Origin of the sequence: Pseudaestuariivita rosea, from assembly GCF_017592335.1 — a bacterium.
GTDB classification, from domain to species: domain Bacteria; phylum Pseudomonadota; class Alphaproteobacteria; order Rhodobacterales; family Rhodobacteraceae; genus Parasulfitobacter; species Parasulfitobacter rosea.
The window spans coordinates 133,186-156,256 of sequence record NZ_JACNMP010000004.1; the positions used below are offsets into that span (position 1 = coordinate 133,186).

26 protein-coding genes are annotated in these 23,071 nt (G+C 59.8%); 9 read left to right on the plus strand and 17 right to left on the minus strand.

What is annotated here, in order from left to right; all coding sequences use genetic code 11:
* Position 1 precedes the first annotated feature (1 nt).
* Positions 2–889: a YicC/YloC family endoribonuclease gene (locus tag H7848_RS04800; RefSeq protein WP_336512061.1), complete on the minus strand. Its 888-nt coding sequence runs from the start codon at positions 887–889 to the stop codon at positions 2–4.
* Positions 890–1,150: 261 nt separating this feature from the next.
* Here H7848_RS04800 and H7848_RS04805 point away from each other — a divergent pair, with 261 nt between their 5' ends.
* Positions 1,151–1,810, plus strand: coding sequence for a PAS domain-containing protein (locus tag H7848_RS04805; protein ID WP_208348514.1), 660 nt, complete (start codon positions 1,151–1,153; stop codon positions 1,808–1,810).
* A 45-nt stretch (positions 1,811–1,855) separates the two neighbouring features.
* Here the strand turns inward: H7848_RS04805 and H7848_RS04810 are convergent, their stop codons facing one another.
* Genes H7848_RS04810 through puuE form a run of 3 tightly spaced genes read right to left on the minus strand, consistent with a single transcriptional unit; the run spans position 1,856 to position 4,780 of the window.
* Positions 1,856–2,338, minus strand: a complete 483-nt coding sequence (locus H7848_RS04810) for an ureidoglycolate lyase (RefSeq protein WP_208348515.1) — start codon at positions 2,336–2,338, stop codon at positions 1,856–1,858.
* Positions 2,335–3,351, minus strand: coding sequence for an allantoicase (alc, locus tag H7848_RS04815; protein ID WP_208348516.1), 1,017 nt, complete (start codon positions 3,349–3,351; stop codon positions 2,335–2,337). The genes H7848_RS04810 and alc overlap by 4 nt, the downstream gene beginning before the upstream one ends.
* Positions 3,352–3,361: 10 nt before the next feature.
* The gene (puuE, locus tag H7848_RS04820) at positions 3,362–4,780 is read right to left on the minus strand and encodes an allantoinase PuuE (protein ID WP_208348517.1); all 1,419 of its coding nucleotides are present in this window, start codon (positions 4,778–4,780) and stop codon (positions 3,362–3,364) included.
* A gap of 130 nt (positions 4,781–4,910) precedes the next feature.
* Here puuE and uraH point away from each other — a divergent pair, with 130 nt between their 5' ends.
* Positions 4,911–5,267: a hydroxyisourate hydrolase gene (gene uraH, locus H7848_RS04825; protein ID WP_208348520.1), complete on the plus strand. Its 357-nt coding sequence runs from the start codon at positions 4,911–4,913 to the stop codon at positions 5,265–5,267.
* The gene (locus tag H7848_RS04830) at positions 5,267–5,659 is read left to right on the plus strand and encodes a VOC family protein (RefSeq protein WP_208348522.1); all 393 of its coding nucleotides are present in this window, start codon (positions 5,267–5,269) and stop codon (positions 5,657–5,659) included. The genes uraH and H7848_RS04830 overlap by 1 nt, the downstream gene beginning before the upstream one ends.
* 158 nt (positions 5,660–5,817) lie before the next feature.
* On the opposite strand, the gene H7848_RS04835 is transcribed toward H7848_RS04830, so the two are convergent.
* From H7848_RS04835 to leuC, 7 genes are all read right to left on the minus strand, one after another.
* On the minus strand, positions 5,818–6,573 hold the full coding sequence (locus H7848_RS04835) for a CDP-alcohol phosphatidyltransferase family protein (protein ID WP_208348524.1): 756 nt from the start codon (positions 6,571–6,573) through the stop codon (positions 5,818–5,820).
* 3 nt (positions 6,574–6,576) lie between these two features.
* Positions 6,577–6,960 (minus strand): hypothetical protein, encoded by a 384-nt coding sequence (locus tag H7848_RS04840; RefSeq protein ID WP_208348527.1) that lies wholly within the window; start codon positions 6,958–6,960, stop codon positions 6,577–6,579.
* The gene (locus H7848_RS04845) at positions 6,957–7,904 is read right to left on the minus strand and encodes a phosphatidate cytidylyltransferase (protein WP_208348530.1); all 948 of its coding nucleotides are present in this window, start codon (positions 7,902–7,904) and stop codon (positions 6,957–6,959) included. The genes H7848_RS04840 and H7848_RS04845 overlap by 4 nt, the downstream gene beginning before the upstream one ends.
* Positions 7,904–8,545, minus strand: coding sequence for a lysophospholipid acyltransferase family protein (locus H7848_RS04850; protein WP_208348533.1), 642 nt, complete (start codon positions 8,543–8,545; stop codon positions 7,904–7,906). Before H7848_RS04850 ends, H7848_RS04845 begins: the two co-directional genes overlap by 1 nt.
* Positions 8,546–8,622: 77 nt before the next feature.
* Complete coding sequence (locus H7848_RS04855; protein WP_208348535.1) at positions 8,623–9,690, minus strand: quinone-dependent dihydroorotate dehydrogenase; 1,068 nt, start codon at positions 9,688–9,690, stop codon at positions 8,623–8,625.
* Positions 9,687–10,025, minus strand: a complete 339-nt coding sequence (locus H7848_RS04860; protein ID WP_208348536.1) for a DUF952 domain-containing protein — start codon at positions 10,023–10,025, stop codon at positions 9,687–9,689. Before H7848_RS04860 ends, H7848_RS04855 begins: the two co-directional genes overlap by 4 nt.
* A gap of 114 nt (positions 10,026–10,139) precedes the next feature.
* Entirely contained in the window at positions 10,140–11,543 is a 1,404-nt protein-coding gene (leuC, locus tag H7848_RS04865) for a 3-isopropylmalate dehydratase large subunit (RefSeq protein WP_208348537.1), read from the minus strand.
* A 241-nt stretch (positions 11,544–11,784) separates the two neighbouring features.
* Between leuC and H7848_RS04870 the strand changes: the two genes are divergently transcribed.
* On the plus strand, positions 11,785–13,134 hold the full coding sequence (locus H7848_RS04870; protein WP_208348538.1) for a mechanosensitive ion channel family protein: 1,350 nt from the start codon (positions 11,785–11,787) through the stop codon (positions 13,132–13,134).
* 77 nt (positions 13,135–13,211) lie between these two features.
* Positions 13,212–13,658, plus strand: coding sequence for a DUF805 domain-containing protein (locus H7848_RS04875; RefSeq protein ID WP_208348539.1), 447 nt, complete (start codon positions 13,212–13,214; stop codon positions 13,656–13,658).
* A 265-nt stretch (positions 13,659–13,923) separates the two neighbouring features.
* Here H7848_RS04875 and H7848_RS04880 read toward each other — a convergent pair whose 3' ends face one another.
* From H7848_RS04880 to H7848_RS04895, 4 genes are read right to left on the minus strand one after another with little or no spacing between them, the layout of a single operon-like run.
* Entirely contained in the window at positions 13,924–14,952 is a 1,029-nt protein-coding gene (locus H7848_RS04880; RefSeq protein ID WP_208348540.1) for a MaoC family dehydratase, read from the minus strand.
* On the minus strand, positions 14,952–15,155 hold the full coding sequence (locus H7848_RS04885; protein ID WP_208348541.1) for a DUF1737 domain-containing protein: 204 nt from the start codon (positions 15,153–15,155) through the stop codon (positions 14,952–14,954). Before H7848_RS04885 ends, H7848_RS04880 begins: the two co-directional genes overlap by 1 nt.
* A 1-nt stretch (position 15,156) precedes the next feature.
* The gene (locus tag H7848_RS04890) at positions 15,157–15,720 is read right to left on the minus strand and encodes an NnrU family protein (protein ID WP_208348542.1); all 564 of its coding nucleotides are present in this window, start codon (positions 15,718–15,720) and stop codon (positions 15,157–15,159) included.
* Complete coding sequence (locus H7848_RS04895; protein WP_208348545.1) at positions 15,720–16,568, minus strand: HpcH/HpaI aldolase/citrate lyase family protein; 849 nt, start codon at positions 16,566–16,568, stop codon at positions 15,720–15,722. Before H7848_RS04895 ends, H7848_RS04890 begins: the two co-directional genes overlap by 1 nt.
* Before the next feature lie 294 nt (positions 16,569–16,862).
* On the opposite strand from H7848_RS04895, the gene zapE reads away from it, so the two are divergent.
* From zapE to mmsB, 4 genes are all read left to right on the plus strand, one after another.
* Positions 16,863–17,918, plus strand: coding sequence for a cell division protein ZapE (gene zapE, locus H7848_RS04900; protein WP_419555493.1), 1,056 nt, complete (start codon positions 16,863–16,865; stop codon positions 17,916–17,918).
* Between the two features lie 123 nt (positions 17,919–18,041).
* A complete protein-coding gene (locus H7848_RS04905) occupies positions 18,042–19,184 on the plus strand; it encodes an acyl-CoA dehydrogenase family protein (protein WP_208348548.1) in 1,143 nt (380 codons plus the stop codon).
* The gene (locus tag H7848_RS04910) at positions 19,181–20,224 is read left to right on the plus strand and encodes an enoyl-CoA hydratase/isomerase family protein (protein WP_208348557.1); all 1,044 of its coding nucleotides are present in this window, start codon (positions 19,181–19,183) and stop codon (positions 20,222–20,224) included. Before H7848_RS04905 ends, H7848_RS04910 begins: the two co-directional genes overlap by 4 nt.
* Positions 20,221–21,087, plus strand: coding sequence for a 3-hydroxyisobutyrate dehydrogenase (mmsB, locus tag H7848_RS04915; protein ID WP_208348558.1), 867 nt, complete (start codon positions 20,221–20,223; stop codon positions 21,085–21,087). The genes H7848_RS04910 and mmsB overlap by 4 nt, the downstream gene beginning before the upstream one ends.
* 366 nt (positions 21,088–21,453) lie before the next feature.
* Here mmsB and H7848_RS04920 read toward each other — a convergent pair whose 3' ends face one another.
* Both H7848_RS04920 and H7848_RS04925 read right to left on the minus strand, forming a co-directional pair.
* On the minus strand, positions 21,454–21,702 hold the full coding sequence (locus tag H7848_RS04920) for a DUF2842 domain-containing protein (RefSeq protein WP_208348559.1): 249 nt from the start codon (positions 21,700–21,702) through the stop codon (positions 21,454–21,456).
* Entirely contained in the window at positions 21,702–22,994 is a 1,293-nt protein-coding gene (locus H7848_RS04925) for an adenylosuccinate synthase (protein WP_208348561.1), read from the minus strand. The genes H7848_RS04920 and H7848_RS04925 overlap by 1 nt, the downstream gene beginning before the upstream one ends.
* Between the last annotated feature and the right edge of the window lie 77 nt (positions 22,995–23,071).

A 23,071-nucleotide genomic window follows, 5' to 3' on the forward strand; every position in this document is an offset into this window, starting at 1 on the left:
ATTATTCAACATTTTGAACCTGTTCGCGCATCTGATCGATGGTGGCCTTAAGGTCAAGCCCGATGCGGGTCAATTCGACGGAATTCGATTTGGAACAGATTGTGTTCGACTCTCGGTTGAATTCCTGGGCCAGAAAATCCAGGCGGCGGCCGATGGGGCCGTCAGACTGCAACAGGTCCTGCGCGGCGGCGACATGGGCGTTCAGGCGGTCGATTTCTTCGGTCACGTCGGATTTGACAGCCAGCAACGCCAGTTCCTGCATCACGCGGGCTCCGTCCACATTATCGGTGTTTTCAATGACGCGGGCCATGGCCGCGCGCAGGCTTTCGGCGGCTTTCGGGCGCTGCGCTTCGGCGGTGTCGCCTGCGTCTTTTGTCAGATCACCAATGCGCGCGATATGCCCCTGCAGCACCGATTGCAGCGCCTGCCCTTCGATCTGACGCACCTGCTGGAATTCTGTGATCAGATGATCCAGATCGGACAGCAACAGCTTTTTCAGGGCCTGAGTGTCTTCGGCCGCCATAGTGCCGTTTGAGACGCCCTTGTGCTGCAGGATGTCCATGGGGGAAGGCTTGGCCATCTCAAGCCCAACCCAATCGGCGCGGGCCTTGATGTGCGACAGGGCGGCCAGCACCCGGTCAAGCTGATCATCATTCAGCGCGATCGGCACCTCGGAGTCTTCGCGCGTGACCCGCAGGCTGATCGTGACGCTGCCGCGGGCCAGTTTTTTGACAGTGGCGCCGCGCACATCCTGTTCAAGACCATCGATCCAGTCGGGCATACGCAGACGCAGATCCAGACCTTTTGAGTTAACGCCCCGCATGTCCCACTGCCAGGAATAGCCATTCCCCTGCCCCGCGCGCGTGGCGAACCCGGTCATCGACTGCATCACTTTCCCCTCGAATTATGTTGCGCCATTTAAACGACTTACCGACCGCCGAACAAGACGCCGCATCACGCAGTTCTTATCACGCCGTCAATTTCAGCAAAGCATGCAGCCGAAAGGCACGCATCGGTTCGGTTAACCAATTGGGTACAATTTTAGTTACATTTGACTTTAACTGGCGCATTTTAATGAAATGTTAAGAAGTGTGAATCGGGTGTTAACATCGCTTGGCGGGACCCCAACAAAAGGTAAGCGGTCAGAACAATGACAGGTCATACAGATATCGTGCAGCAGGGCAGTAACGTTGTTTCGATCTTTGATTTCCAGCCCGAGCGCGTTTTCCCTTCAACCACCGAGGTTGAAGCCTATTGGCATAAAATCCGCGGCAACCGGATGTTGCCCAGCAGGTCCGATGTCGATCCGCGCGGGATCGAAAATTCGCTGGAGTATGCCTTTATTCTGGAACGGATTGCGCCGGGTCTGGCGCGGTTTCGTCTGACGGGATCGCATCTGACGGACCTGATGGGCATGGATGTGCGCGGCATGCCCATGACCAGCCTGTTCATGCCCGAGGCGCGCAAAGACATGGGGCAATATATCGAACGCCTGTTCGATACGCCTGAAATCATTAGCCTTTCGTTGACCGCGCCCGATGGGTTTCGCAGGCCGGCCCTGTTCGCCAATATGGTTCTGTTGCCGCTGAAAAGCGACCTGGGTGACGTCAGCCGCGCACTGGGCTGCCTTGTGTCACACGGCACCGTCGGTCGTACCCCCCGCCGTTTTGAAATCAGCGACGCCCAATGCACCGCACTGTCAGACCGCCCGGTCCAACGGTCCGCTCCGGCGGTCGAACGCCCCCAGGTGCAAAAACCGGTCCGCCCCGTATCAGGCCCAAAACTGACATTGCTGTCGTTCGACACCTAGCGACGTCCCGGATTTAATCCGGGACCTCATAGATTAGAGCGCCTTTTATTCCACAATCTGCACCGGTGTTTCGAACCAGTGTTCCTGCAGATTTTCGCCCTGTCCGATCCGGTCGACCACAGCGAATAGTCCCGGAGTGTGCAATGGGGTCAGAACGCCGTGCCACGTGCCGCGATGATAGTTCACACCTTGCCCTGGCACCGTCAGAAACGCTTTGATATCAGCGGGTTGCCCAGCGTCATCGGCTGCAACAATCACCAGAAACGGATGTTGCGTCATGGGGATAAAGGCCTGCGACCCCAGCGGGTGGCGTTCCATCATCTCAAGCGGCAGCGGCAGCGCCCGAGGTTCGGCGTTAAAGATGCTGATACCCGCTCGGCCGCCTGAAAAATCAAGCCCGGCGCAATCGTGGTACCGCCCGCAAAGGCTCTGGTTGATCATCACGTCCGGGTCCCCGTCAGCCTGCAGCACGTCACCATAAGGCGCAAAATCTTTGGCCGTCAGCGGTTGCACCCGGATCGTGGTCATTCCGGTTTTCCGAACAATCTCAGACGACTAACCCCCCCATCGGGATAGATATTGAACCGCACATGCGTGACGGGCCCCAGATCAATCAGCTCATCCCGAAAGCGGTGTTCAAAATCCGCCTGCAGTTTTTGCCGCGGCAGCAGATCACGCCAGAACATCGAATCTGTCACCAGCGCGTCGGTCAGACCATCGCCAAAGCTTAATAAATCAGCGGCTTGCAGAGAGGCGCCATCGGGAAAATTACCCTTGAAATGCGCCGTGTCGATCAGCGCCTTTTCGATGCGTCCGCGCGCGCCCAAAGCGATCACCATCCAGTCATATCCCGGTTCGCGCCGCCGCCGCGTTTCCCAGCCGTCGCCCATATTGATGCCCCGCCCAGGCGCCAACAATCGCATATAATCGCCGTAATGCGCGTCGGAAAATGCCAGGATACGCCCGCCATTCAGCGCTGCGGCCAGATCGATTTCGCCCTTTGTATCCGCCTCGGCCAGTTCGGGCACACCGTAAACCCGCAACCGCGCGATGCCGCCGTCTGGATAGATGTGAATGCGCAGGTGGCTCCAACTTTCGAAGCTTTTGCACTTGAAAAAATGCTGCGCGCTTGGGCCAAGGGGGCTGTGCGGCAGGACTTCGACCCATAGGGTCTCATCGCTCAGCTCACCGCCAACAGGTGCCGCCGCCTCAATCCGGCAGGCAGGCGCATAGTTACCGGTGAAGTGTGAGGTATCGACGTTGAACCCCAAAATACGCCCCGGCCCGGCCAGCTGTATGATCGCGTGATCATGCCCGCCATCGCGGCGGCGCTGCGTTTCCCAGCCGTCCATCCATTTGCCATGGTCATCGAACTTTTCGGGGATGAAGATCGGGTCGGAATCCTGCAACATCCGGCCCAAAGGCGCGAAGAATTCATTGGTGGCCGAGATCGCCCTGGCCCCCAACCCCGCCGAGGCCAGGTTGATGCCGGTGCGCGCGAACAGCGGGACATCGGGGTTCAGGCTTTCGATCGTCGGCATCGGTTGATCCTTATGGCAGCATGTCGTTCAGGCGCAGGCGGGCGATCCGCTCAACCTGTTGACAGGCATGGGTAAATTCGGTTGTGTGGTCATTTTCAAGGCGCTGGTGAAAAGCCGTCAGAATACCGGCTTTGTCATGATCGCGCACGGCGATGATGAAAGGGAAGCCATGTTTGGCGGTGTAATCGGCGTTCAGTTTCGTAAAGGTCTCACGTTCGGGGTCGGTCAGCGCGTCCAGCCCGGCCGACGCCTGTTCGGCAGTACTTTCCGCCGTCAGCCGCCTGGCCGCCGCAAGCTTACCGGCCAGGTTGGGGTGCGCGCGCAGAACGCCCAGACGTTCGTCGTCGGACGCGCTGCGAAACACGCGTGCCAGTGCGTTGTGCAGCCCCGCGGCGGTGTCATGGGCGGGGCCAAGTTCCAACCCATGGGCGCGTTCGGCGATCCAGGGGGAGTGTTCGAAAACGCCGCCGAACCGCTCAATAAACCGCGCCTGATCCATCTGGCTGGGACGTTCGAACGACACCGGCGGATGCACCCGCGCCCAGTGGTCGGCAATCTGCTGGCGGGTGGCGAACCAGACGCCGCTGTGCCCCCGCGCATAGTCCAGAAACCGGCGCAGAGCTTGCACGCGGCCGGGTCTTCCGATCAGGCGGCAGTGCAGACCGACCGACATCATCTTTGCTTTACCCGCATGCCCTTCATCATAAAGCGCATCGAAGCTGTCTTTCAGATAGCTGAAAAACTGATCGCCCGCGTTGAACCCCTGCGGCGTCGCAAAGCGCATGTCGTTGGCGTCCAGCGTATAGGGGATGATTAGCTGATCACGGGTCCCAAAGCGCATCCAATAGGGCAGATCATCGGCGTAACTGTCTGAGATATAATCGAAACCGCCCTCTTCCGCCGCCAAACGAACCGTATTCATCGAACAGCGACCGATGTACCAGCCGCGCGGCCGGGTGCCGGTGACCTGCGCATGCAGGGCGATGGCCTGCTGCATATGGGCACGTTCGTCACTTTCGCTGAAGTCCTTATAGTCGATCCATTTCAGGCCGTGGCTGGCAATTTCCCACCCCGCGTCTTGCATCGCGGCGACCTGTTCGGGGCTGCGGGCCAGCGCCGTGGCGACGCCGTAAACCGTCACCGGCAGATCGCGCATCAGGCGATGCAACCGCCAGAACCCCACCCGCGCGCCGTAGTCATAGATCGACTCCATGTTCCAATGCCGCTGATCGGGCCAAGCGGCGGCGCCCACGATTTCGGACAAAAACGCCTCGGACGCGGCATCGCCGTGCAGCAGGCAGTTTTCGCTGCCTTCTTCGTAATTCAGCACGATCTGCACAGCGATTTTCGCGCCGCCGGGCCATTTCGGGTCAGGGGGCGTGGGGCCATAGCCGATCATGTCGCGTGGATAGCGGGCGGGCGGTGTCATCAGAACCTTTCAGAAACTGCCGCCAATAGACGCCGAAAATATAATAAAGGCAAGACCATAGCCGCTTTTGACTTGCCACGCGCCCGCCAAACGCCCAAGTCTTGGGCAACGCGGATTAAAGGGGACGATGATGGCAAACGGATTTCTGACGACACATGTTCTGGACACAGGCCGCGGTCAACCAGCGGCGGGTCTGCGGATCGGGCTGTTCCGCGTCAGCATCGCCGCGACCGAGGAAGTGGCCAGCATGATCACCAACGCCGATGGTCGCACCGACAGCCCCATCTTGCCAGCCGATCAGTTCGTCACGGGCACATATGAGCTGCTGTTTCACGCAGGCGACTATCTGCGTCAAACCAGTCAGGCAGGGACCGAACCGCTGTTTCTGGATATTATACCGATCCGTTTCGGCATCAGCGAGGATACCCATTACCACGTGCCGCTTCTGCTTTCGCCTTACGGATACTCGACCTATCGCGGCAGCTGATGGCGCAGTTCATCCATGCCGTATCGCTGGTCGTACCGGATTATGATCAGGCGATTGAGTTTTATGTCGGCACAATGGACTTTGACCTGATCCAGGACACGGTGCTGTCACCTGACAAGCGATGGGTTCTGGTGGCTCCGCCGGGCAGCGGTCAGACACGGCTGTTACTGGCCAAAGCCGCGGGCGATGCGCAAAACCAGGCCATCGGCAATCAGACAGGGGGCCGTGTGTTTTTGTTTTTGCATAGTGATGATTTTGATCGCGATTACGAGCGTCTGAGTCAGGCCGGGGTCACATTTCTGGAAGACCCGCGGCATGAGCCCTATGGAACCGTCGTCGTTTTTCAGGACCCTTTCGGCAACAAATGGGATCTGTTGCAGCTAAATTCCTGACTTTAATGCCATGCACCATGATCTGAAACCGGTCGGATCGCCGGACCGAGGGGCGGCGATCAGACCGGCGGCTTCGCCTTGATTCCGGTCTGTTTTCCAAACCATGTATCCGGATCAATACTGCTTTGCGAACGATCCTCGATAAGCCCGATTAGACCTTACGCCTTCGACATCTTCTTCAGACGACGCATCAGCGCCTCGTCTTCTTCGTCTTCGGTCAATTCTTCCGTTTCCTCACCGGTGGCCTCGTCCACAACCTTACGCGGCTTCACAACGCGGGATGGGCGTTTTTGCTGCATCTGCGTCATGATCTTATAGGCCCGCCATCCGGCTGTGCCCAACGTGCCAAGGGCCACGATCAAAAGGGCGATCAAAAGCGCTGTGTTGCTCCAGAAAATGGCGACCAGCGCGCCGACGCATAAGGCGATCATGCGGTGCGGTTTGGCGAAGGGGCCGCTGAAATCCTGGGCAAAGCCCTCGGCCCGCCCGAATTCGCGCACATAGGCTGTCATCACTGCAAAGACCGCAGCCGCCCATCCCAAGACAGGCACCCCGGCGCCCAGACCGGCACCCACCAGAATCAGCGTATCCGACACGCGATCGGGCACCTCATTCCACAGGGCACCATCGGGTTCGGGCTGCCCGCTTTCGTCGGCGACCATCCCATCCAGCAGATTACAGATCAACCGCAGCCCACAACACAGCATTGCCAAGATCAGCAGAAACGCCCGCAACCCAAACCCCGATGCCAGCCCGGATAAGGCAAAGGCGACACCCGCGAGTGCCGCGAACGCGATACTGGCCTGTGAAATCTGATTGGGTGAGATTTGGGCATCGGCCAGTTTGACCGCCAGCTTCTTGGCCCAGGCCGATTGACGGCTGGCAATTGGGCGACGCGATACGTCTTCACTCATACTTCAGGACCTCCCTCTCGCCCATAAGGCATACGTGTAAACGCTGGCATAGGTCGTGGCCACAGTCACCGGCACGGCAATGGTTGCCAAAACCTCGGGCGTTCGTACTATCATGTGTACGACAGAAAGAACGCTGGCGGAAATCAGCGCAGCCACCAAAGGCGGCAGGAATAAGCCGAAACGCCCGGAAAACCGTTGCACCATTGCCTCAAGTGCGATTTTCATGACCAGGGTGATGGTTGCACTAAGCGTTCCCTGCACAAGTCCCGCGATAATCGGGTTGGGCATCGGGTGATATCGATTGGCAAAAACGGCCCAGCTTCCCATCAGCGCAAAGCCTGCGCCCATATGGATCAGACTGCGCCCTTTTGCGGGCGGATCAGTCACGTCACCGACCACCAGAACCGCACCAGATGGAAAAAGATCGGGGCCGAAAAGACCACTGAATCCAGCCGGTCGATAAACCCGCCGTGGCCTGCGATCAGATGTCCCCAGTCCTTGACCCCCCGATCGCGCTTGATGGCCGACATCACCAGCCCGCCGAAAAAGCCAAGCGTTGTGATGATCAGCGACAGAACGGCGGCCTCAAACATGGTAAAGGGTGTCATCCACCACAGACCGGCGCCGATCAGCGTGGCGCTGAGAACACCGCCAATCAGACCTTCCCATGTTTTGGACGGCGACAGTTTCGGCGCGACGGGATGTTTGCCCAACAGCTTGCCCCAGACATATTGCAGGACGTCGCTGGATTGTACGACCACCACCAGAAACGCGATCAACAAGACGTTTTTGCCCTCAAACCCCGGAATTTGCAGGTAAAGCAGCGCCGGGACATGCGACACGCAAAAAACCGCGATCATCAGCCCGTATTGCGTTTCAGCCGTACGCACCAGGAAATCCTGCGTATCACCGCGCATTGCGGCGACAATCGGCATCAGCAAAAAGGCATAGACTGGGATAAACACCGAATAAAGCCCATACCAGTCGATCCAAATCAGAATATACTGAATCGGCAAGACCACAAAAAACGCCCCCACCAGCGCCCAGTGATCCGCACGCGATTTGGTCGTCAGCGTCAGAAATTCCCGCAAGGCGGCGAAGGAGCAGAAGGCAAACAACAAGATCACGCCGCCACGCCCAAACAAGAACGCCAATGACATCAGAATAACCATGCCCCACCACGCGATGATGCGCGCGTTCAGGTTTTCGATCATCGCATTCGACCCGTCGGGCGCGATCCGCTGGCGCAACACATACCCAACGCCCGAGGCCACGATCAGCACGGTCAGAATACCCGCCAGCAATGTCACGAATTCCGCGTGAAGTCCCATCACTGCGCCCCCTTCACGGTTTCCGACAGATCGATCAACGCGCTGCGGGCGCGGGTCAGAAAGGCATCCTTATCCTCATCTTCCTGCACATGAATGGGCGCGCCAAAGGTGACAGTACAGATCAACGGGATCGGCACGACCTCACCCTTGGGCATGACGCTGTTCAGGTTTTCGATCCAGACCGGGATCAGATCAACATCCGGCCGCGCCTGCGCCAGATTATAAACCCCCGCCTTGAAGGGCAGCAGAAATTCATCGGTGTTGTTCCGTTTGCCTTCGGGGAAAATGATCAGCGACGATCCTTCGTCCACGGCTTCGATAATCCGTTCCATCGGGTCATGGTCGCGTTCGTCGGGGCGGCGGTCGATCAGCACTGCGTTAAAAACCTCACGCCCGATAAATGTCTTCAGCTTCGACGACAGCCAGTAATCGGCGGCGGCCACGGGCCGGGTTTTACGGCGCAGATAGCTGGGCAGCACCGTCCAGATTAGGACAAAATCGCCGTTGCTGGTGTGGTTTGCAAAGTAAACGCGCTGACGGGGAACGGGCTCGATCCCCTCCCATATCCCGCGGACCGCTGTCATAAAGCGGGCAAACAGCAAAATTGCCTCACCTGTCACAAGCGCCAGAAATGCTTTCATCTCAACATCTTCAAACGTACCCTAGGGGCACAGGGGTAGCGGATCGATGCCGGTTTGAACAGTGGCCTTGTGTCGGATCACGCCCACCTGTGGCGTTCGGCACCCACTGCATCGGCCACCGTCGCATAGCCATCGCGCGCCAGAAGCTGATCCAGTTCAGTGGGCAGACGGGCGGCCATCGACAGGCCCTGATAGACCATCGCGGTGTAAAACTGCACGGCGCTGGCCCCCGCCTTGATCTTATCATAGGCATCTTCGGCCGTGAAAATGCCGCCCACGCCGATCAATGGCAGATCGGTTTGCCCGGCAAGTTGGGCCAGAACCTCGGTCGACCGCCCAAACAAGGGCGCCCCCGACAGACCGCCCGCCTGATCACGATGCGGACTGTCAAGCGGCTGGCCGCCGATGCCATCACGGCCAAGCGTCGTGTTGGTCGCAATGATGCCATCGATGCCGGATGTCCCGGCGACCTCGGCAATCTCGCTGATCTCTGCGGGGTTAAGATCGGGGGCGATTTTCAGGAAAATCGGGATCTGCCGCGCCAGCCCCGCGCGCGCGTCCAGCACGCCTGCCAACAACGCACCCAGCGCCTCGCTCCCCTGCAGATCGCGCAGTTTTTCGGTGTTCGGACTGCTGACATTGACCGTCGCAAAATCCACGTGCGGCCCGCAATGCGCCAGAACCGTCGCAAAATCCGCCGCGCGATTGTCGCTGTCCTTGTTGGCCCCCAGGTTCAGCCCGATCACGGCATCCTTGGGCCGCTGCGCCAGCCGTTCGGCCACCACGTGCATCCCATCGTTGTTGAACCCAAACCGATTGATGGCCGCATAATCTTCTGTCAGGCGAAACAACCGCGGCTTAGGGTTGCCGGGCTGCGGGCGCGGCGTGACGGCACCCACCTCGATAAAGCCAAAGCCTGCGCGCGACAAAGGCCCCAAAGCCTCAGCATTCTTATCAAACCCCGCCGCCAACCCAACCGAATTGGGCAGCTGCAACCCGGCAACGGTGGTCCGCAACCGGTCCGAGGTCACAACCCCCGGCGTCGGCGCCAGCCCCATGTTCAGCGCCCGGATAGACAGCCCATGCGCACGCTCGGGGTCCATCTGGCGTAACAGGCCCAGCCCCGCCTTTTCCAGCAGGCTCATGCCAGATCGTCCGGAAACTGATGCACGTCACCGTCCAGGGGCAGTGGCTTCGCCCAAAGCACCTCATCCATCCGCAAAACGCGATAAAGATGCGGGAACAGCGCGCCGCCGCGCGACGGTTCCCACTTCATCGCATCCCCCATGGTATCCGCATCAAACGCCACCAGCCAAAGCCCACCCACACCCGCAAAATGCTTGGCCGCTGTCTCTCGCACCTGTTCAGCGGTCGAAAAATGAATAAACCCATCCGCCAAATCCACCGGCGCACCCACGGTCTCACCGGCGGCCTGAAACCCGTCCCATTCCGAGGACCTGAATATCTTATAAATCCGCACAAAAGCCCCTTCTTCTTGGCAAAAATACTCTCGCCGAAGGCACCGCGACGCGTGAAACGCGGCGCAAAACAAAAAACGTGGCGCGCGTCAGCGCGCCTCCGCTTAACAGTAAAATCACATCAGATCCCGAACATCGGTCAACCGGCCCGTCACCGCCGCCGCCGCCGCCATCGCCGGTGACATCAGATGCGTGCGCCCGCCACGGCCCTGGCGGCCCTCGAAATTCCGGTTTGACGTCGCCGCGCAGCGCTCACCGGGTGACAGCTGATCTGGGTTCATGGCCAGACACATCGAACAGCCCGCCAGGCGCCACTCAAACCCGGCCTCCTTAAAGACATCGGCCAGCCCCTCTTCCTCGGCCTGCGCCCGCACCAAACCTGATCCCGGCACGACCATCGCGCGCAGACCTTCCTTGATCTTCTTGCCGCGCAGGATTTCGGCCGCAGCGCGCAAATCCTCGATCCGGCCATTGGTGCAGGATCCGATAAAGACCGTGTCGATCTCGATCTCGCTCAGCGGGGTACCGGGCGTCAGCCCCATATATTCCAGCGACCGTTCCGCCGCCCCAACCTTGCCGCCCTCAAAATCGCTGGCCGCAGGGACCGCCGCGGTGATCGGCAGCACGTCTTCGGGGCTGGTGCCCCATGTGACAACCGGCGCAATGTCTTCGCCGCGGATCGTCACGACCTTGTCCCACTGCGCATCGTCATCGGAATAAAGCGTCTTCCACCAGGCCAGCGCAGCCTCCCACTGGGCACCCTTCGGCGCATGCGGACGACCCTGAACATAGTCAAAGGTCTTTTCATCCGGGGCAATCAGCCCGGCGCGCGCGCCACCTTCAATCGCCATGTTGCAGACGGTCATGCGGCCTTCCATGCTCAGATCGCGGATCGCCTCACCACAATATTCAATGACATAACCTGTACCGCCCGCGGTGCCGGTTTCACCAATCACCGAAAGCGTGATATCCTTGGCCGTCACACCGGGGCGCAGTTTGCCGGTGATCTCGACCTTCATGTTCTTGGACTTCTTCTGGATCAGCGTCTGCGTGGCCAGCACATGTTCGACCTCAGACGTGCCGATCCCATGGGCCAGCGCCCCGAACGCCCCATGCGTCGCGGTGTGACTATCGCCGCAGACTACGGTCATGCCGGGCAGTGTCCATCCCTGTTCTGGGCCCACAATATGCACGATCCCCTGACGGACGTCGTTCACCGGATAATAATGAATGCCAAAGTCCTTGGCGTTCTTATCCAGCGCCTCGACCTGAATGCGGCTTTCCTCGTTCTCGATCCCATTCGCGCGGTCCAGCGTGGTGGGCACGTTGTGATCGGGCACAGCGATCGTTTTATCCGGCGCATGCACCTTGCGGCCCGCCATGCGCAGCCCCTCAAAGGCTTGCGGGCTTGTGACCTCATGCACCAGATGGCGGTCGATATATAGCAGACAGGTGCCATCCTCGGCTTCATGCGCGACGTGGGCATCCCAGATTTTATCATAGAGTGTTTTGGGGGACATGGGTCCTCTCCCTTGAAATGAACGGACAGTGGATGGGCTTCAGGCGGCCTGCATCCGTAGTCGCGCCAGCGCCCTTCGCGCCGCACCAAAGAACCGCCAAGGCAGGCGTGCGCGATCATCCATATCAAAAATTCGTCTCATAGGGCGTCAGATACAGCGGCCTGCCCCGCCTCGCAAGGGCGCAACTTGTCTCAAACGCCAAGTCAGTGCAGTATAATGGAAAAAAGGGGCGCCCGAGCATATGGATTTCCTGGACGGAGAAGAGCTGCAGCCGCAACAGGCCGATATGCTTGAGATCGGTCAAAGCCTGCTTACGAATATCGAAAGCCTGCTGTCATTTATGTTGCGGCCCTGGGGGGCATATCAGCTTCTGATCATATTGGGCACCGTTGCGGTGGCCTATGTGCTGAACATGTTCGTCGGGCCGCGCCTGCACGATTGGATGCGCACCCGCGAAGGCTGGCCCAAATGGCGTCTGCGCGTTCTGGTCGTCATCCACAAACGCCTGCGCGCGATTTTCCTGGTGATCCTGATCTGGATTGTCGTTGGTGTGATGCGTGAAGTCACCTGGCCCAGCCGATCCTTTCTGATCGCCATCTTCGCCAACCTGGCAACCGCATGGTTGGTCGTTGCCTTTGCGACGCGATTGATCAGTAATGTCTTTTTGCGGCAGGTCGTGCGCTATGGCGCCTGGATCTGGGTGACGCTCAGCATTCTGAACCTGACCGACCAGACGCAGGAACTGCTGGACAGTCTGGCGCTGACCTTTGGCGAAATGCGCATTTCGATGTGGCTGGTCATTCAGGCCATCATCGTTCTGGGGCTGTTTTTCATTGGTGCGCGGTTCATATCGCGCACAACGGCTGACCGGATCCGCAAGAACGAAAACATCTCGCCCTCGATGCAGGTGCTGACGGTCAAATTCATTCAGGTCCTGCTGTATGGTGCGGCTTTTGTCATCGGGCTGCGATCGATCGGGGTCGATCTGACGGGCCTTGCGGTGTTGTCAGGTGCCATCGGCGTGGGCCTGGGTTTTGGTCTGCAAAAGGTCGTGTCGAACCTGGTGTCGGGCATCATCATCCTGCTGGATAAATCGATCAAGCCCGGCGATGTCATCAGCCTGGGCGATACGTTCGGCTGGATCAATTCACTGGGCGCGCGCTATGTGTCGGTCGTCACGCGGGACGGGCGCGAATACCTGATCCCGAACGAAGACCTGATCACCGGCCAGGTCGTGAACTGGTCACATTCCAACGAATTCGTGCGGCTGGATATCTATTTCGGCACCGCCTACGCCGATGACCCCCACAAAGTCCGCCAGATCGCGATTGACGCAGCCCTTAGCGTTGACCGCGTGCTCAGCCACCCACGCAAGCCCGTGTGTCATATCGTGGGCTTTGGCGACAGTTCGGTCGACTATATCCTGCGGTTCTGGATATCGGACCCTACCGGCGGTCTGACCAACGTGCGCGGTCAGGTCTATCTGGCGCTGTGGGACGCGTTTCAGGAAAACGAAATTTCCATCCCCTTCCCACAGCGTGAGGTCAAAATGCTACAAGGCAGTGAATTGCAGACCAAAACGCTGGACTGACGTCGGGAAAGAATTTAGCAAAGCCACCAGTTCGGGCTTTCCCGCCTGTTTTGTCATAGTCAAAGGAGATTTGATCCATGGGATTTATGGAAGCATTCAAGCACAATATGGTTAAACCCTTCGAAGGCCGCGCGTCGCGATCCGAATTCTGGTGGTTTTTTCTGTGGTTCATCATTGTTGCAATAGGCGGCACGCTTTTGCTTGTTGTCTTGATCGGCGGACCTATGGCTGTAGCTGCGGCTTCAGGGTCGGACGCGGCGGCCGTTGGGGCGGCAATTGGCGGTATATTCGGTTTTATCCTGCTGTCGGTCCTGTATATGCTGCTTGGTTGGATGGCACTTGCACAGATCTGCGTATCAATCCGCCGCTTGCATGATCAGAATAAATCCGGCTGGTGGTATTTCATCGCCCTGATCCCGTTCGGTGGCATCGTGCTGCTGGTCTTCTACTGCCTGCCCGGCACACCCGGCCCCAACCGCTATGGCCCCGACCCGCTGGCCCCCGCGGATGAAGAGGTATTTTGATAACATAAGAGCATCAAAAGTGGTTTCCTAAACCTGCCTGATCTTGGATAACCCCCCGCCCGGTGGGCACCACCGGGCAGCGCCCGACCCGCCCCGTCACGCCAAAGGCGTGCTTCCAGCCCGACGGCGGGCGCTTTGCACCCACCCTCGGGCCGGTCGCCGCCCTCAGCTGACTACTTTAGAGTGCTCAAGAAATCATCGGCCATTATTGATCAATGAGGTCCCGGATCAGGTCCGGGACTGCGCAGGGCCATTCAAATCAAAGCTAAATCGGCATCAGTGCCCAGTAGTCCAGATCCAGCAGAACATCGGGCAGGTACTTGCCGTCATCCCCCCGCAGCTCAAACGGGGCGCCTTTGGTGGCGACCAGGCGCAGGCGCAGGGCGGCGATGCCGGGGGCGCTGGTTTCGGCCTTGTCCAGCACCTCGGACCAGGCGCATATGGTATCGCCACTGAAACAGGGGTTCGCGTGCGCGCCCGCGTTCAGCCCGATGATCATCTGCGCATTCGCCAGGCCGTTGAACGACAGCGCCCGCGCCATCGAAATGACATGCCCGCCATAGATCAGCCGCTGTCCGTCTGGCCGGAAGGTCGCATCGAAATGCACCTTCGCGGTGTTCTGCCACAGGCGGGTGGCCATCATATGTTCGGCCTCTTCGATCGTCACGCCGTCCACATGGTCGATCTTTTCGCCGATCTCATAATCGCGCCAGCAATGCGGCTCGCCGGCCAATGTGAAATCATAATCCGAAAAATCCAGGCCTTCGGGAATGGCCAGCTGACCGGGCGCCACGACGTCGGCCAGATCCGGCACCACGGTTTCCGGTGCAGGCGCATCAAGATCGTTTTTGCGCACCATGACCCAGCGCACGTACTCCAGCACAATCTGATCACGCTGGTTCAGCCCCTTGGTGCGCACCCAGACCACGCCGGTTTTACCGTTTGAATTCTGCTTGACCCCGATCACCTCGGACACCGACCGCAGGGTGTCACCGGGGTAAACGGGCTGCAAAAACCGCCCCTCGGCATAGCCCAGATTGGCCACGGCATTCAGCGAGATATCAGGCACCGTCTTGCCAAAGACCACATGAAACGCCGCCAGATCATCGATAGGCGACGCCGCCAATCCACAGCCCCGCGCGAATTCGTCCGACGAATAAATCGCATGCCGCGCAGGATAAAGCGCATGATACAGCGCGCGTTCCCCGCCCGAAACCGTCCGTGGCACCGCGTGATCGATCACATCGCCAACGGCATAATCCTCGAAGAAACGACCGGCGTTGGTTTTGCCCATCACTGCTGCCCCAGCTTTATGTCCGGGGTATAGGTGCCCTCGACCTCTTTCACGACGGCCTGACCGCAGCGCATCACGCCGTTGGCCTGATCAAAGGCATAGGTCGGATCGCCGTGCAACACCCAGCCCTTGTTCAGCGCATCGGTGACCTTGTGACAAAAGGCCGAGGTGTCATCCTCGGTCAGAAAACGGTAAAGTTTCATGCTATCCCCCAAACGGATATACGCCCAGCCAGTTGTGGATCAGCGCCACGATGATGAACAGCACGACGCTGATCGTCACATGGATGATTTCTTTCTTCACGGGCGCTTGCGGCGGGCGGTCCCACGCACCTTCGGCCCGGTTGATCACGATGACCGACACGACGGCCCAGGCCAGCATCGCGCCGAACAAAATGACCGACGCCAGGTCGCCATTGACCAGCAAATGCGCCAGCGCCCAGACCTTGACCGCGGTCAGCTGAGGGTGCCGGATTTTCGTGCCCAACCAGACCTTGGCCCCCTTGGCCGCCCCCGCGCCATAGATGTAGAACGCAATGACCATCAGCAGGTTGTTCACATGCGTCAGGAATTCCGGCGGATACCACAGCGGAATGAACTCGACGCGGCTATATCCGATGATAATCAGCGCCAGGCTGATCAGTACGCCGACTGCCACCAGCCCCTTGCCCGGATCGCCCAGTTTCGCCCGCGTCTCGGGCATCCAGCGTTTGAACAGATGGACACCCCACCAGATCGTAATGCCGCCGATCAGCAAAACCCAGGGCATCAGTCGGCCTCTAAAGCTGCAATCGCTTCGGCCTTGGCCAGCGTGGCCCGCGCCGTCACGATATGCAGGTTTTCGACGATCTTGCCATCGACCACCGCGACGCCTTGCCCGGCGGCCTCGGCTTCTTCAAAGGCCGCGATTTGCCGTTCGGCCAGGTCAATTTCAGCTGCGGTCGGCGCAAAGGCCGCATTCGCAATATCCACCTGCGCCGGGTGGATCAGCGTTTTGCCGTCAAATCCCATGTCTCGCCCCTGATCACATTCCGCCCGCAGACCATCGGCATCCTTGAAGGCGTTGTAAACCCCGTCAATCGCCACAACCCCATAGGCCCGCGCGGCTAGCAGGCACAGTTGAAGTGAGGTCAGCAAAGGTTCGCGATCCGGCCGAAAGCGCGTGTTCAGGTCCTTGGCCAGATCATTGGTGCCCAGAACGAAGCCCTGCAGCTGAGGATGTGCGGCAATCTCGGCGGCGTTCAGCACGCCCAGGGGCGTTTCCATCATCGCCCATATGGGCTTGCCCGCGGGCAGCAGATCGGCCAGCGCCTGCACGTCCGCGGCACTGTTCACCTTGGGCAATAGCACCGCATCGGCATCGCCCACGGCGGCGGCATCCGCCTGCCCCCATTCCGTATCCAGCCCATTGATCCGGGCAATCCGGGCGCGCGGGCCATAGTCGGTGGTTTTCAGAGTATCGGTCAGCAGCGCCCGCGCATTTTCCTTTTCATCCACCGCCACCGCGTCTTCCAGATCAAAGATGATCGCATCGACGGGCAGCGTCTTGGCCTTTTCCAACGCCCGCTCTTTCGAGGCTGGGATGTAAAGAACCGAACGATAGGGGCGCGCTGTCATGATTCTGGCCTTTCCGCAACAATCTTGCGCAGAGCTGGCATATTTTGACCGGATTGTTCAAGCAGAACCTTTCGCACGTGCAGAAAACCCTACGCTGTGTCTGTATTTGGAACGCTCTGCCCAACCAATCCGCCCGGTGGGCACCACCGGGCAGCGCCCGACCGCCCCGTCACGCCAAAGGCGTGCTTACAGCACGACGGCGGGCGCTTCACGTCCACCTCGGCCGGTCGCTGCCCTCTGCGCCTTCATTCCTGTGTTGCAGCCTTTAACAACAATGCTTTAAGGCGGATGACGATGGAACTGATGGAAATATACCGCAACAAGGTCGCCGCCGGTGATCTGACTGCCGACCCCGCGCAGGAAGCCGTGCTGCCAGAGTTGGACCGCATCCGCACCGCCCTGGCCGAGCCTGTGAAAAAAGGCCTGTTTCGCAAGGCACCCGAACCGCCTAAGGGGCTTTACCTGTGGGGCGGCGTGGGGCGTGGCAAGTCGATGCTGATGGATCTGTTCGCGGCCAACGTCACCGTGCCCTGCCGCCGCGTGCATTTTCACGAATTCATGCAGGAAATCCACGAAGCGATGCACAAGGCCCGTCAGACCGGTGTCGATGATGCGATCCTGCCGGTGGCGCAGGATGTGATGTCTCAGGTCCGCTGCCTGGCCTTTGACGAAATGCAGATCACCGATATCACCGACGCGATGATCGTCGGGCGGCTGTTTGAAAAGCTGTTTGAAGCAGGCGTCGTGATCGTCACGACATCGAACCGTGTGCCCGATGATCTGTACAAAGACGGCCTGAACCGCCAGCTTTTCCTGCCCTTTATCGACATGCTGAAAGACCGGCTTGTGATCTGGGAACTGACCTCGCCCACAGATTACCGGCAGGACCGACTGGCGGGCTCGCCCGTCTATTTCACCCCCGTTGATGCCACCGCGCGCGCGCAGATCGAGGCGGTCTGGCAGGATCTGACCGGTGGTGCCACGGGATCGCTGGACCTGACGGTCAAGGGGCGCAAGGTGCATATCCCCGCCTTTCACAACGGGGTCGCGCGGGCGTCGTTTTATGATCTGTGCGGCCAACCCCTGGGCGCCGCCGATTATCTGGAACTGGCGCGCAATGCGCGGGTGCTGATCCTGGAAAACATACCCTGCCTGGGGCGGTTCAATTTTAATGAGGCCAAGCGCTTTGTCACACTGATCGACGCGCTTTATGAGGCGCGTGTGAAGCTGATTGCGTCAGCCGAGGCGGTGCCCGAATTGCTGTATCTTGAGGGCGAAGGCAGTTTCGAATTCGAACGCACTGCCAGCCGTCTGCGCGAAATGCAGGCGGATGGTTGGGGCAGGGAATAGACTTAGCCTCAGATTGCCCACCCTCGGGCCGGGCGCTGCCCTCAAACTCTAAATAACTTGCAATACCCCTTCGGATCGCAATAACTAAACAAGCGTTCAATTCAGGGAGGGGAGCGACGCAACATGGACTTCGCAATGACCGAAGAACAAACCGCCATTTTCGATATGGCCAAGGCGTTCGGCGACGACCACATCGCGCCCCATGCCACCGAATGGGAAAAACAGGGCACGATCCCGAAAGACCTGTGGCCGAAACTGGCCGAACTGGGCTTTGGGGGGCTTTACGTCAGCGAAGACAGCGGCGGGGCGGGTCTGTCGCGGCTGGACGCGACCCTGGTGTTCGAGGCACTCAGCCACGCCTGCCCGTCCGTCGCGGCGTTCCTGTCGATCCACAATATGTGCGCCAAGATGCTGGACAATTTCGGCAGCGACGACCTGAAAGCGCGGCTTCTGCCCGATGCGCTGACGATGCAGACCTTCTTTTCCTACTGCCTGACCGAACCCGGGTCCGGGTCCGACGCCGCCGCCCTGAAAACCCGCGCGGACCGCACCAACGCAGGCTATACCCTGAACGGGACCAAGGCGTTTATCTCGGGCGGGGGATATTCGGACGCCTATATCGTGATGGCCCGCACCGGTGACGCTGGCCCCAAGGGCATCAGCGCCCTGATTGTTGAGGACGGCACACCGGGTCTTAGCTTTGGCGGGCTTGAAGATAAGATGGGCTGGCGCAGCCAACCCACCCGTCAAGTCCAGCTTGATGACTGCAGCGTCCCGACCGAGAACCTTTTGGGCGACGAAGGTCACGGATTTCGCTACGCCATGATGGGCCTGGACGGCGGGCGGTTGAACATCGCGGCCTGTTCGCTTGGGGCCGCGCAGGCCGCCCTGACCGCGACACTGGCCTATATGGGCGAACGGCAGGCCTTCGGCAAACCGATCGACCAGTTCCAGGCGCTGCAATTCCGTCTGGCCGACATGGAGATCGAACTGCAGGCCGCCCGCACCTTTCTGCGTCAAGCCGCGTGGAAACTGGACCACGGCACACCCGACGCCACGCAATTCTGCGCCATGGCCAAGAAATTCGTGACCGAGGCCGGATCAAAGGTTGCCGATCAATGCCTGCAACTGCACGGCGGCTATGGCTATCTGGCCGATTATGGCGTCGAAAAGATCGTACGCGACCTGCGGGTGCATCAGATACTGGAAGGCACCAACGAAATCATGCGCCTGATCGTCGCCCGTCAGATGCTGGCGGCGCGATGAGCGATATTCTGATCCGCAAAGAGGGCGCCGCGGGTCGCATCACGCTGAACCGCCCCAAGGCGCTGAATGCGCTGACCTATCAGATGTGCCTAGATATCGAACAGGCGTTGGACCGTTGGGCCGGGGACGATCAGGTCAAGCTGCTGTTGATCGATGCGACGGGTGATAAGGCCTTCTGCGCGGGCGGTGACATAGCCGAGATGTACGCGACCGGGACCGCGGGCGATTACGACTACGGCCGCCGCTTCTGGCGCGACGAATACCGCATGAACGCCAAGCTGTTCGAATTCCCCAAGCCCGTCGTCAGCTTTCTGCAGGGGTTTACGATGGGCGGCGGCGTGGGCGTGGGCTGCCATGGCTCGCACCGGATCGTGTGCGAGAGCAGCCAGATTGCGATGCCCGAGGTCGGCATAGGCCTGATCCCCGATGTAGGCGGGTCGCTTCTGCTGTCGCAGGCCCCCGGACGGTTGGGCGAATATCTGGGCACGACGGCCGCGCGCATGGGACCCGCAGATGCGATTTATGCGGGGTTTGCGGATTATTTCGTGCCTCAGGCGGATTGGCCTGCATTAAAAGGCGCTTTGGTCGAAACCGGCGATTGGACTGCCGTTGATCGTGCCGCGCAGCAACCGCCGCAGGGTCAGTTGGCCGCGCAACTCGACCAGATCAACAGTTTTTTCGGGGGCGAAACCCTGGGCGACATCCTACGCGCCTTGCGTGCGGAAGAGACTGAGTTCACAGCCCAGGCGCTCAAGGCACTATCGCGCAACGCGCCCCTGTCCATGGCTTGCGCGGTTGAGATGGTCCACCGTCTGCGCGGCACGGCCGACATCCGACGCGCGCTGGAACTGGAATACCGCTTCACCTTCCGTGCGATGGAACATGGCGATTTTCTGGAAGGCATCCGCGCGGCGATTATTGATAAGGATCGCAGCCCGAAATGGCGGCATGATCTGGATGACATTCCAGGCAGTGCGGTCAGCAAGATGCTGATGCCATTGAGAAAAGACAGTTTGAGCTTTGAGGGAGGCACGTCATGAAAATCGGATTTATCGGCTTGGGCAATATGGGCGGGCCGATGGCGGCAAACCTGATCAAGGCGGGCCACGATGTGACAGGCTTCGACCCCGCGGGCACCCCCGATGGCATCCGCGCTGCGCCCTCAGCCGCCGAGGCTGCACGCGGTGCCGACGTGGTGATCACGATGCTACCAAACGGGGCGATTCTGCGGTCGGTCGCCGATCAGGTGATCCCGGCCATGCAGCCGGGTGCCGTGCTGTTGGATTGCTCAACCGTCGACGTCGAAAGCGCCCGCGCCGTGGCGGATCAGGCGCAGGCTGCTGGCCTGATGGCGCTGGACGCGCCGGTCAGCGGCGGCATCGGCGGCGCACAGGCGGGGACGTTGACGTTTATGGTGGGTGGGTCCGACGAAGCCTTCGCCAAGGCCGCCCCGCTGTTCGACATCATGGGTCAAAAGGCCGTTCATTGTGGTGGTTCGGGCAACGGGCAGGCAGCGAAAATCTGCAACAACATGATCCTGGGGGCCACGATGATCGCGACCTGCGAGGCCTTCGCCCTGGCCGATAAACTGGGGCTGGACCGGCAGGCAATGTTCGATGTGGTCAGCACGTCGTCGGGCTATTCATGGTCGATGAACGCCTATTGCCCCGCCCCCGGTATCGGCCCGCAAAGCCCTGCGGATAACGACTATAAACCGGGATTTGCCGCTGATCTGATGCTGAAAGACCTGCGCCTCAGCCAGCAAGCCGCCGAAGCCGTCGCCGCCGATACCCCTATGGGCCAGCGGGCGACGGAATTGTACGAACAATTCGTTGAGCATGAAGACGGAACAGGCCGTGATTTCAGTGCTATGCTACCCAGGTTCGAAAAACGGAAAAGATAGGGGGCTCTGCCCCCTCGTGCCTTCGGCCCTCACCCCCGGAGTATTTTAGGAACAATAAAGCATATGCCCGCACTTTATTGTTCCCCAAATACTCAAATCCCACCGTTCGTAACTATAAGCTGCTGTTAGCATTTGAGGCGTAGAACGGCCCCCACGATATCGTACAGAAATGGTTTTCCAGAACTTGTGTTTTGGCTTGGAACCCCAAACCACAAGCCGCCTGAAAGATCATGCATGAGAATTGAAAGCGGGGGCGTTGCGACCTCTTTCTGGCCAAACCAACTATCAAGACGGTGGCGCCACCTTTCTTATCAGATCAGAACCTTAAACCCTGCCATCAAAAGGTGATGCGGGGCAAAGGGCGTTTCAGACCTGATCCTGCGGCGGGGCATCAGGGTCTTCGCGCCCGATTCCTTTGAAGATAAACTTCAGCGGGAACGCCCAGACTACGCCTAAAGTGACATAGACCAACAGTTGCGCCCACCAGGGCGGCAGCGTCAGCGGATCAGGGTAAAGCCAGTTGATGATACTGACGCAAATCACGATATAGGCCGGGATGCCCACGACCAGAATAAACAGGGAAAGGCGTTTGCGTGTTTTGTAAGACAGGGGCATCAATCAGCAAAAGGGTCCGTGACAAGGATTGTATCATCGCGTTCAGGTGAGGTGGAAACTAGCGCGACCGGGCACTGGATCAACTCTTCGATGCGGCGGACGTATTTGATGGCTTGTGCGGGCAGATCGGCCCAGCTGCGCGCGCCTGCGGTGGACTCCGACCAGCCCTCGATCACCTCATAGATTGGGGTCACGCGCGCCTGTTGATCGGCGGCGGTGGGCAGGTAATCCAGCCGTTCACCATCCAGATCGTAGCCAACGCAGATCTTCAGTTCCTCAAGACCGTCCAGCACGTCCATCTTGGTCAGCGCGATTCCATTGACCCCAGACAAGACACAGGTCTGACGCACCAGCACCGCATCGAACCAGCCGCAGCGGCGCGATCGGCCCGTCACCGTGCCCTTTTCGCGACCCACGGTCGCCAGGTGTTCGCCCACGTCATCGAACAACTCGCACGGAAACGGCCCCTCGCCCACGCGGGTGGTGTAGGCCTTCACAATACCCAGAACGAAATCCACAGCGCCCGGCCCAAGCCCGGTGCCCGTCGCGGCCATACCGGACAGGGTCGTCGATGACGTCACATAAGGGTACGTCCCGAAATCGACGTCCAGCAGCGACCCTTGCGCGCCTTCGAACAAAATCCGTTGCCCGGCGCGGCGGCGTTCGTTCAGCACTTTCCAGACCGGTGCGGCATAGGGCAGGATCTTGGGCGCGATTTCCAACAGTGACGCTTTCAGCGCGGCGCCGTCCACCTCGGGCAGCCCCAGTCCCTTGCGCAACGCATTATGATGAACCAACAGCCGCCCGATGCGCGTGTCCAGCGTCGCCTCATCCGCCAGATCGGCCACGCGGATCACACGGCGGCCCACCTTATCCTCATAGGCCGGACCGATACCGCGCCCGGTTGTACCGATCTTGGCGACCGAGTTCTGGCTTTCGCGGGCGCGATCCAATTCGCCATGCACCGGCAGGATCAGTGGCGTGTTTTCGGCGATCATCAGATTATGGGTGCCCACGCTGACCCCCTGCCTTTCGATCTTGGCGATCTCATCAATCAACGCCCAGGGGTCCAGCACCACGCCGTTGCCGATCACCGCTAGCTTGCCCTGCCGCAAAATCCCCGAGGGCAGCAGGCTAAGCTTATAGACCTGCCCATCGATCACCAGCGTGTGGCCCGCGTTGTGCCCGCCCTGAAATCGCGCGATGACATCGGCCCGCTCGCTCAGCCAGTCGACGATCTTGCCCTTGCCCTCATCGCCCCACTGCGCGCCGACGACCACCACATTTGCCATGACTGACCTTTCCCAGAATCTGAACCCGCGCCGGTATATAGGGCCATGACGGTGGGTGAAACACTTAAATTGGCGCA

Bases quoted from the DNA above. Each gene is read 5' to 3' on its own strand.
- H7848_RS04870 (WP_208348538.1), top strand. From the start codon at position 11,785: ATGGATTTCCTGGACGGAGAAGAGCTGCAGCCGCAACAGGCCGATATG.
- H7848_RS04845 (WP_208348530.1), bottom strand. From the start codon at position 7,904: ATGGGACTTCACGCGGAATTCGTGACATTGCTGGCGGGTATTCTGACC.
- H7848_RS04800 (WP_336512061.1), bottom strand. From the start codon at position 889: ATGCAGTCGATGACCGGGTTCGCCACGCGCGCGGGGCAGGGGAATGGC.
- H7848_RS04905 (WP_208348548.1), top strand. From the start codon at position 18,042: ATGGACTTCGCAATGACCGAAGAACAAACCGCCATTTTCGATATGGCC.
- H7848_RS04885 (WP_208348541.1), bottom strand. From the start codon at position 15,155: ATGAAACTTTACCGTTTTCTGACCGAGGATGACACCTCGGCCTTTTGT.
- H7848_RS04810 (WP_208348515.1), bottom strand. From the start codon at position 2,338: ATGACCACGATCCGGGTGCAACCGCTGACGGCCAAAGATTTTGCGCCT.
- H7848_RS04880 (WP_208348540.1), bottom strand. From the start codon at position 14,952: ATGGGCAAAACCAACGCCGGTCGTTTCTTCGAGGATTATGCCGTTGGC.
- mmsB (WP_208348558.1), top strand. From the start codon at position 20,221: ATGAAAATCGGATTTATCGGCTTGGGCAATATGGGCGGGCCGATGGCG.
- H7848_RS04895 (WP_208348545.1), bottom strand. From the start codon at position 16,568: ATGACAGCGCGCCCCTATCGTTCGGTTCTTTACATCCCAGCCTCGAAA.
- leuC (WP_208348537.1), bottom strand. From the start codon at position 11,543: ATGTCCCCCAAAACACTCTATGATAAAATCTGGGATGCCCACGTCGCG.
- H7848_RS04805 (WP_208348514.1), top strand. From the start codon at position 1,151: ATGACAGGTCATACAGATATCGTGCAGCAGGGCAGTAACGTTGTTTCG.
- H7848_RS04855 (WP_208348535.1), bottom strand. From the start codon at position 9,690: ATGAGCCTGCTGGAAAAGGCGGGGCTGGGCCTGTTACGCCAGATGGAC.
- H7848_RS04830 (WP_208348522.1), top strand. From the start codon at position 5,267: ATGGCGCAGTTCATCCATGCCGTATCGCTGGTCGTACCGGATTATGAT.
- H7848_RS04910 (WP_208348557.1), top strand. From the start codon at position 19,181: ATGAGCGATATTCTGATCCGCAAAGAGGGCGCCGCGGGTCGCATCACG.
- H7848_RS04925 (WP_208348561.1), bottom strand. From the start codon at position 22,994: ATGGCAAATGTGGTGGTCGTCGGCGCGCAGTGGGGCGATGAGGGCAAG.
- H7848_RS04890 (WP_208348542.1), bottom strand. From the start codon at position 15,720: ATGCCCTGGGTTTTGCTGATCGGCGGCATTACGATCTGGTGGGGTGTC.
- zapE (WP_419555493.1), top strand. From the start codon at position 16,863: ATGGAACTGATGGAAATATACCGCAACAAGGTCGCCGCCGGTGATCTG.
- uraH (WP_208348520.1), top strand. From the start codon at position 4,911: ATGGCAAACGGATTTCTGACGACACATGTTCTGGACACAGGCCGCGGT.
- H7848_RS04835 (WP_208348524.1), bottom strand. From the start codon at position 6,573: ATGAGTGAAGACGTATCGCGTCGCCCAATTGCCAGCCGTCAATCGGCC.
- puuE (WP_208348517.1), bottom strand. From the start codon at position 4,780: ATGACACCGCCCGCCCGCTATCCACGCGACATGATCGGCTATGGCCCC.
- alc (WP_208348516.1), bottom strand. From the start codon at position 3,351: ATGCCGACGATCGAAAGCCTGAACCCCGATGTCCCGCTGTTCGCGCGC.
- H7848_RS04920 (WP_208348559.1), bottom strand. From the start codon at position 21,702: ATGCCCCTGTCTTACAAAACACGCAAACGCCTTTCCCTGTTTATTCTG.
- H7848_RS04850 (WP_208348533.1), bottom strand. From the start codon at position 8,545: ATGAAAGCATTTCTGGCGCTTGTGACAGGTGAGGCAATTTTGCTGTTT.
- H7848_RS04875 (WP_208348539.1), top strand. From the start codon at position 13,212: ATGGGATTTATGGAAGCATTCAAGCACAATATGGTTAAACCCTTCGAA.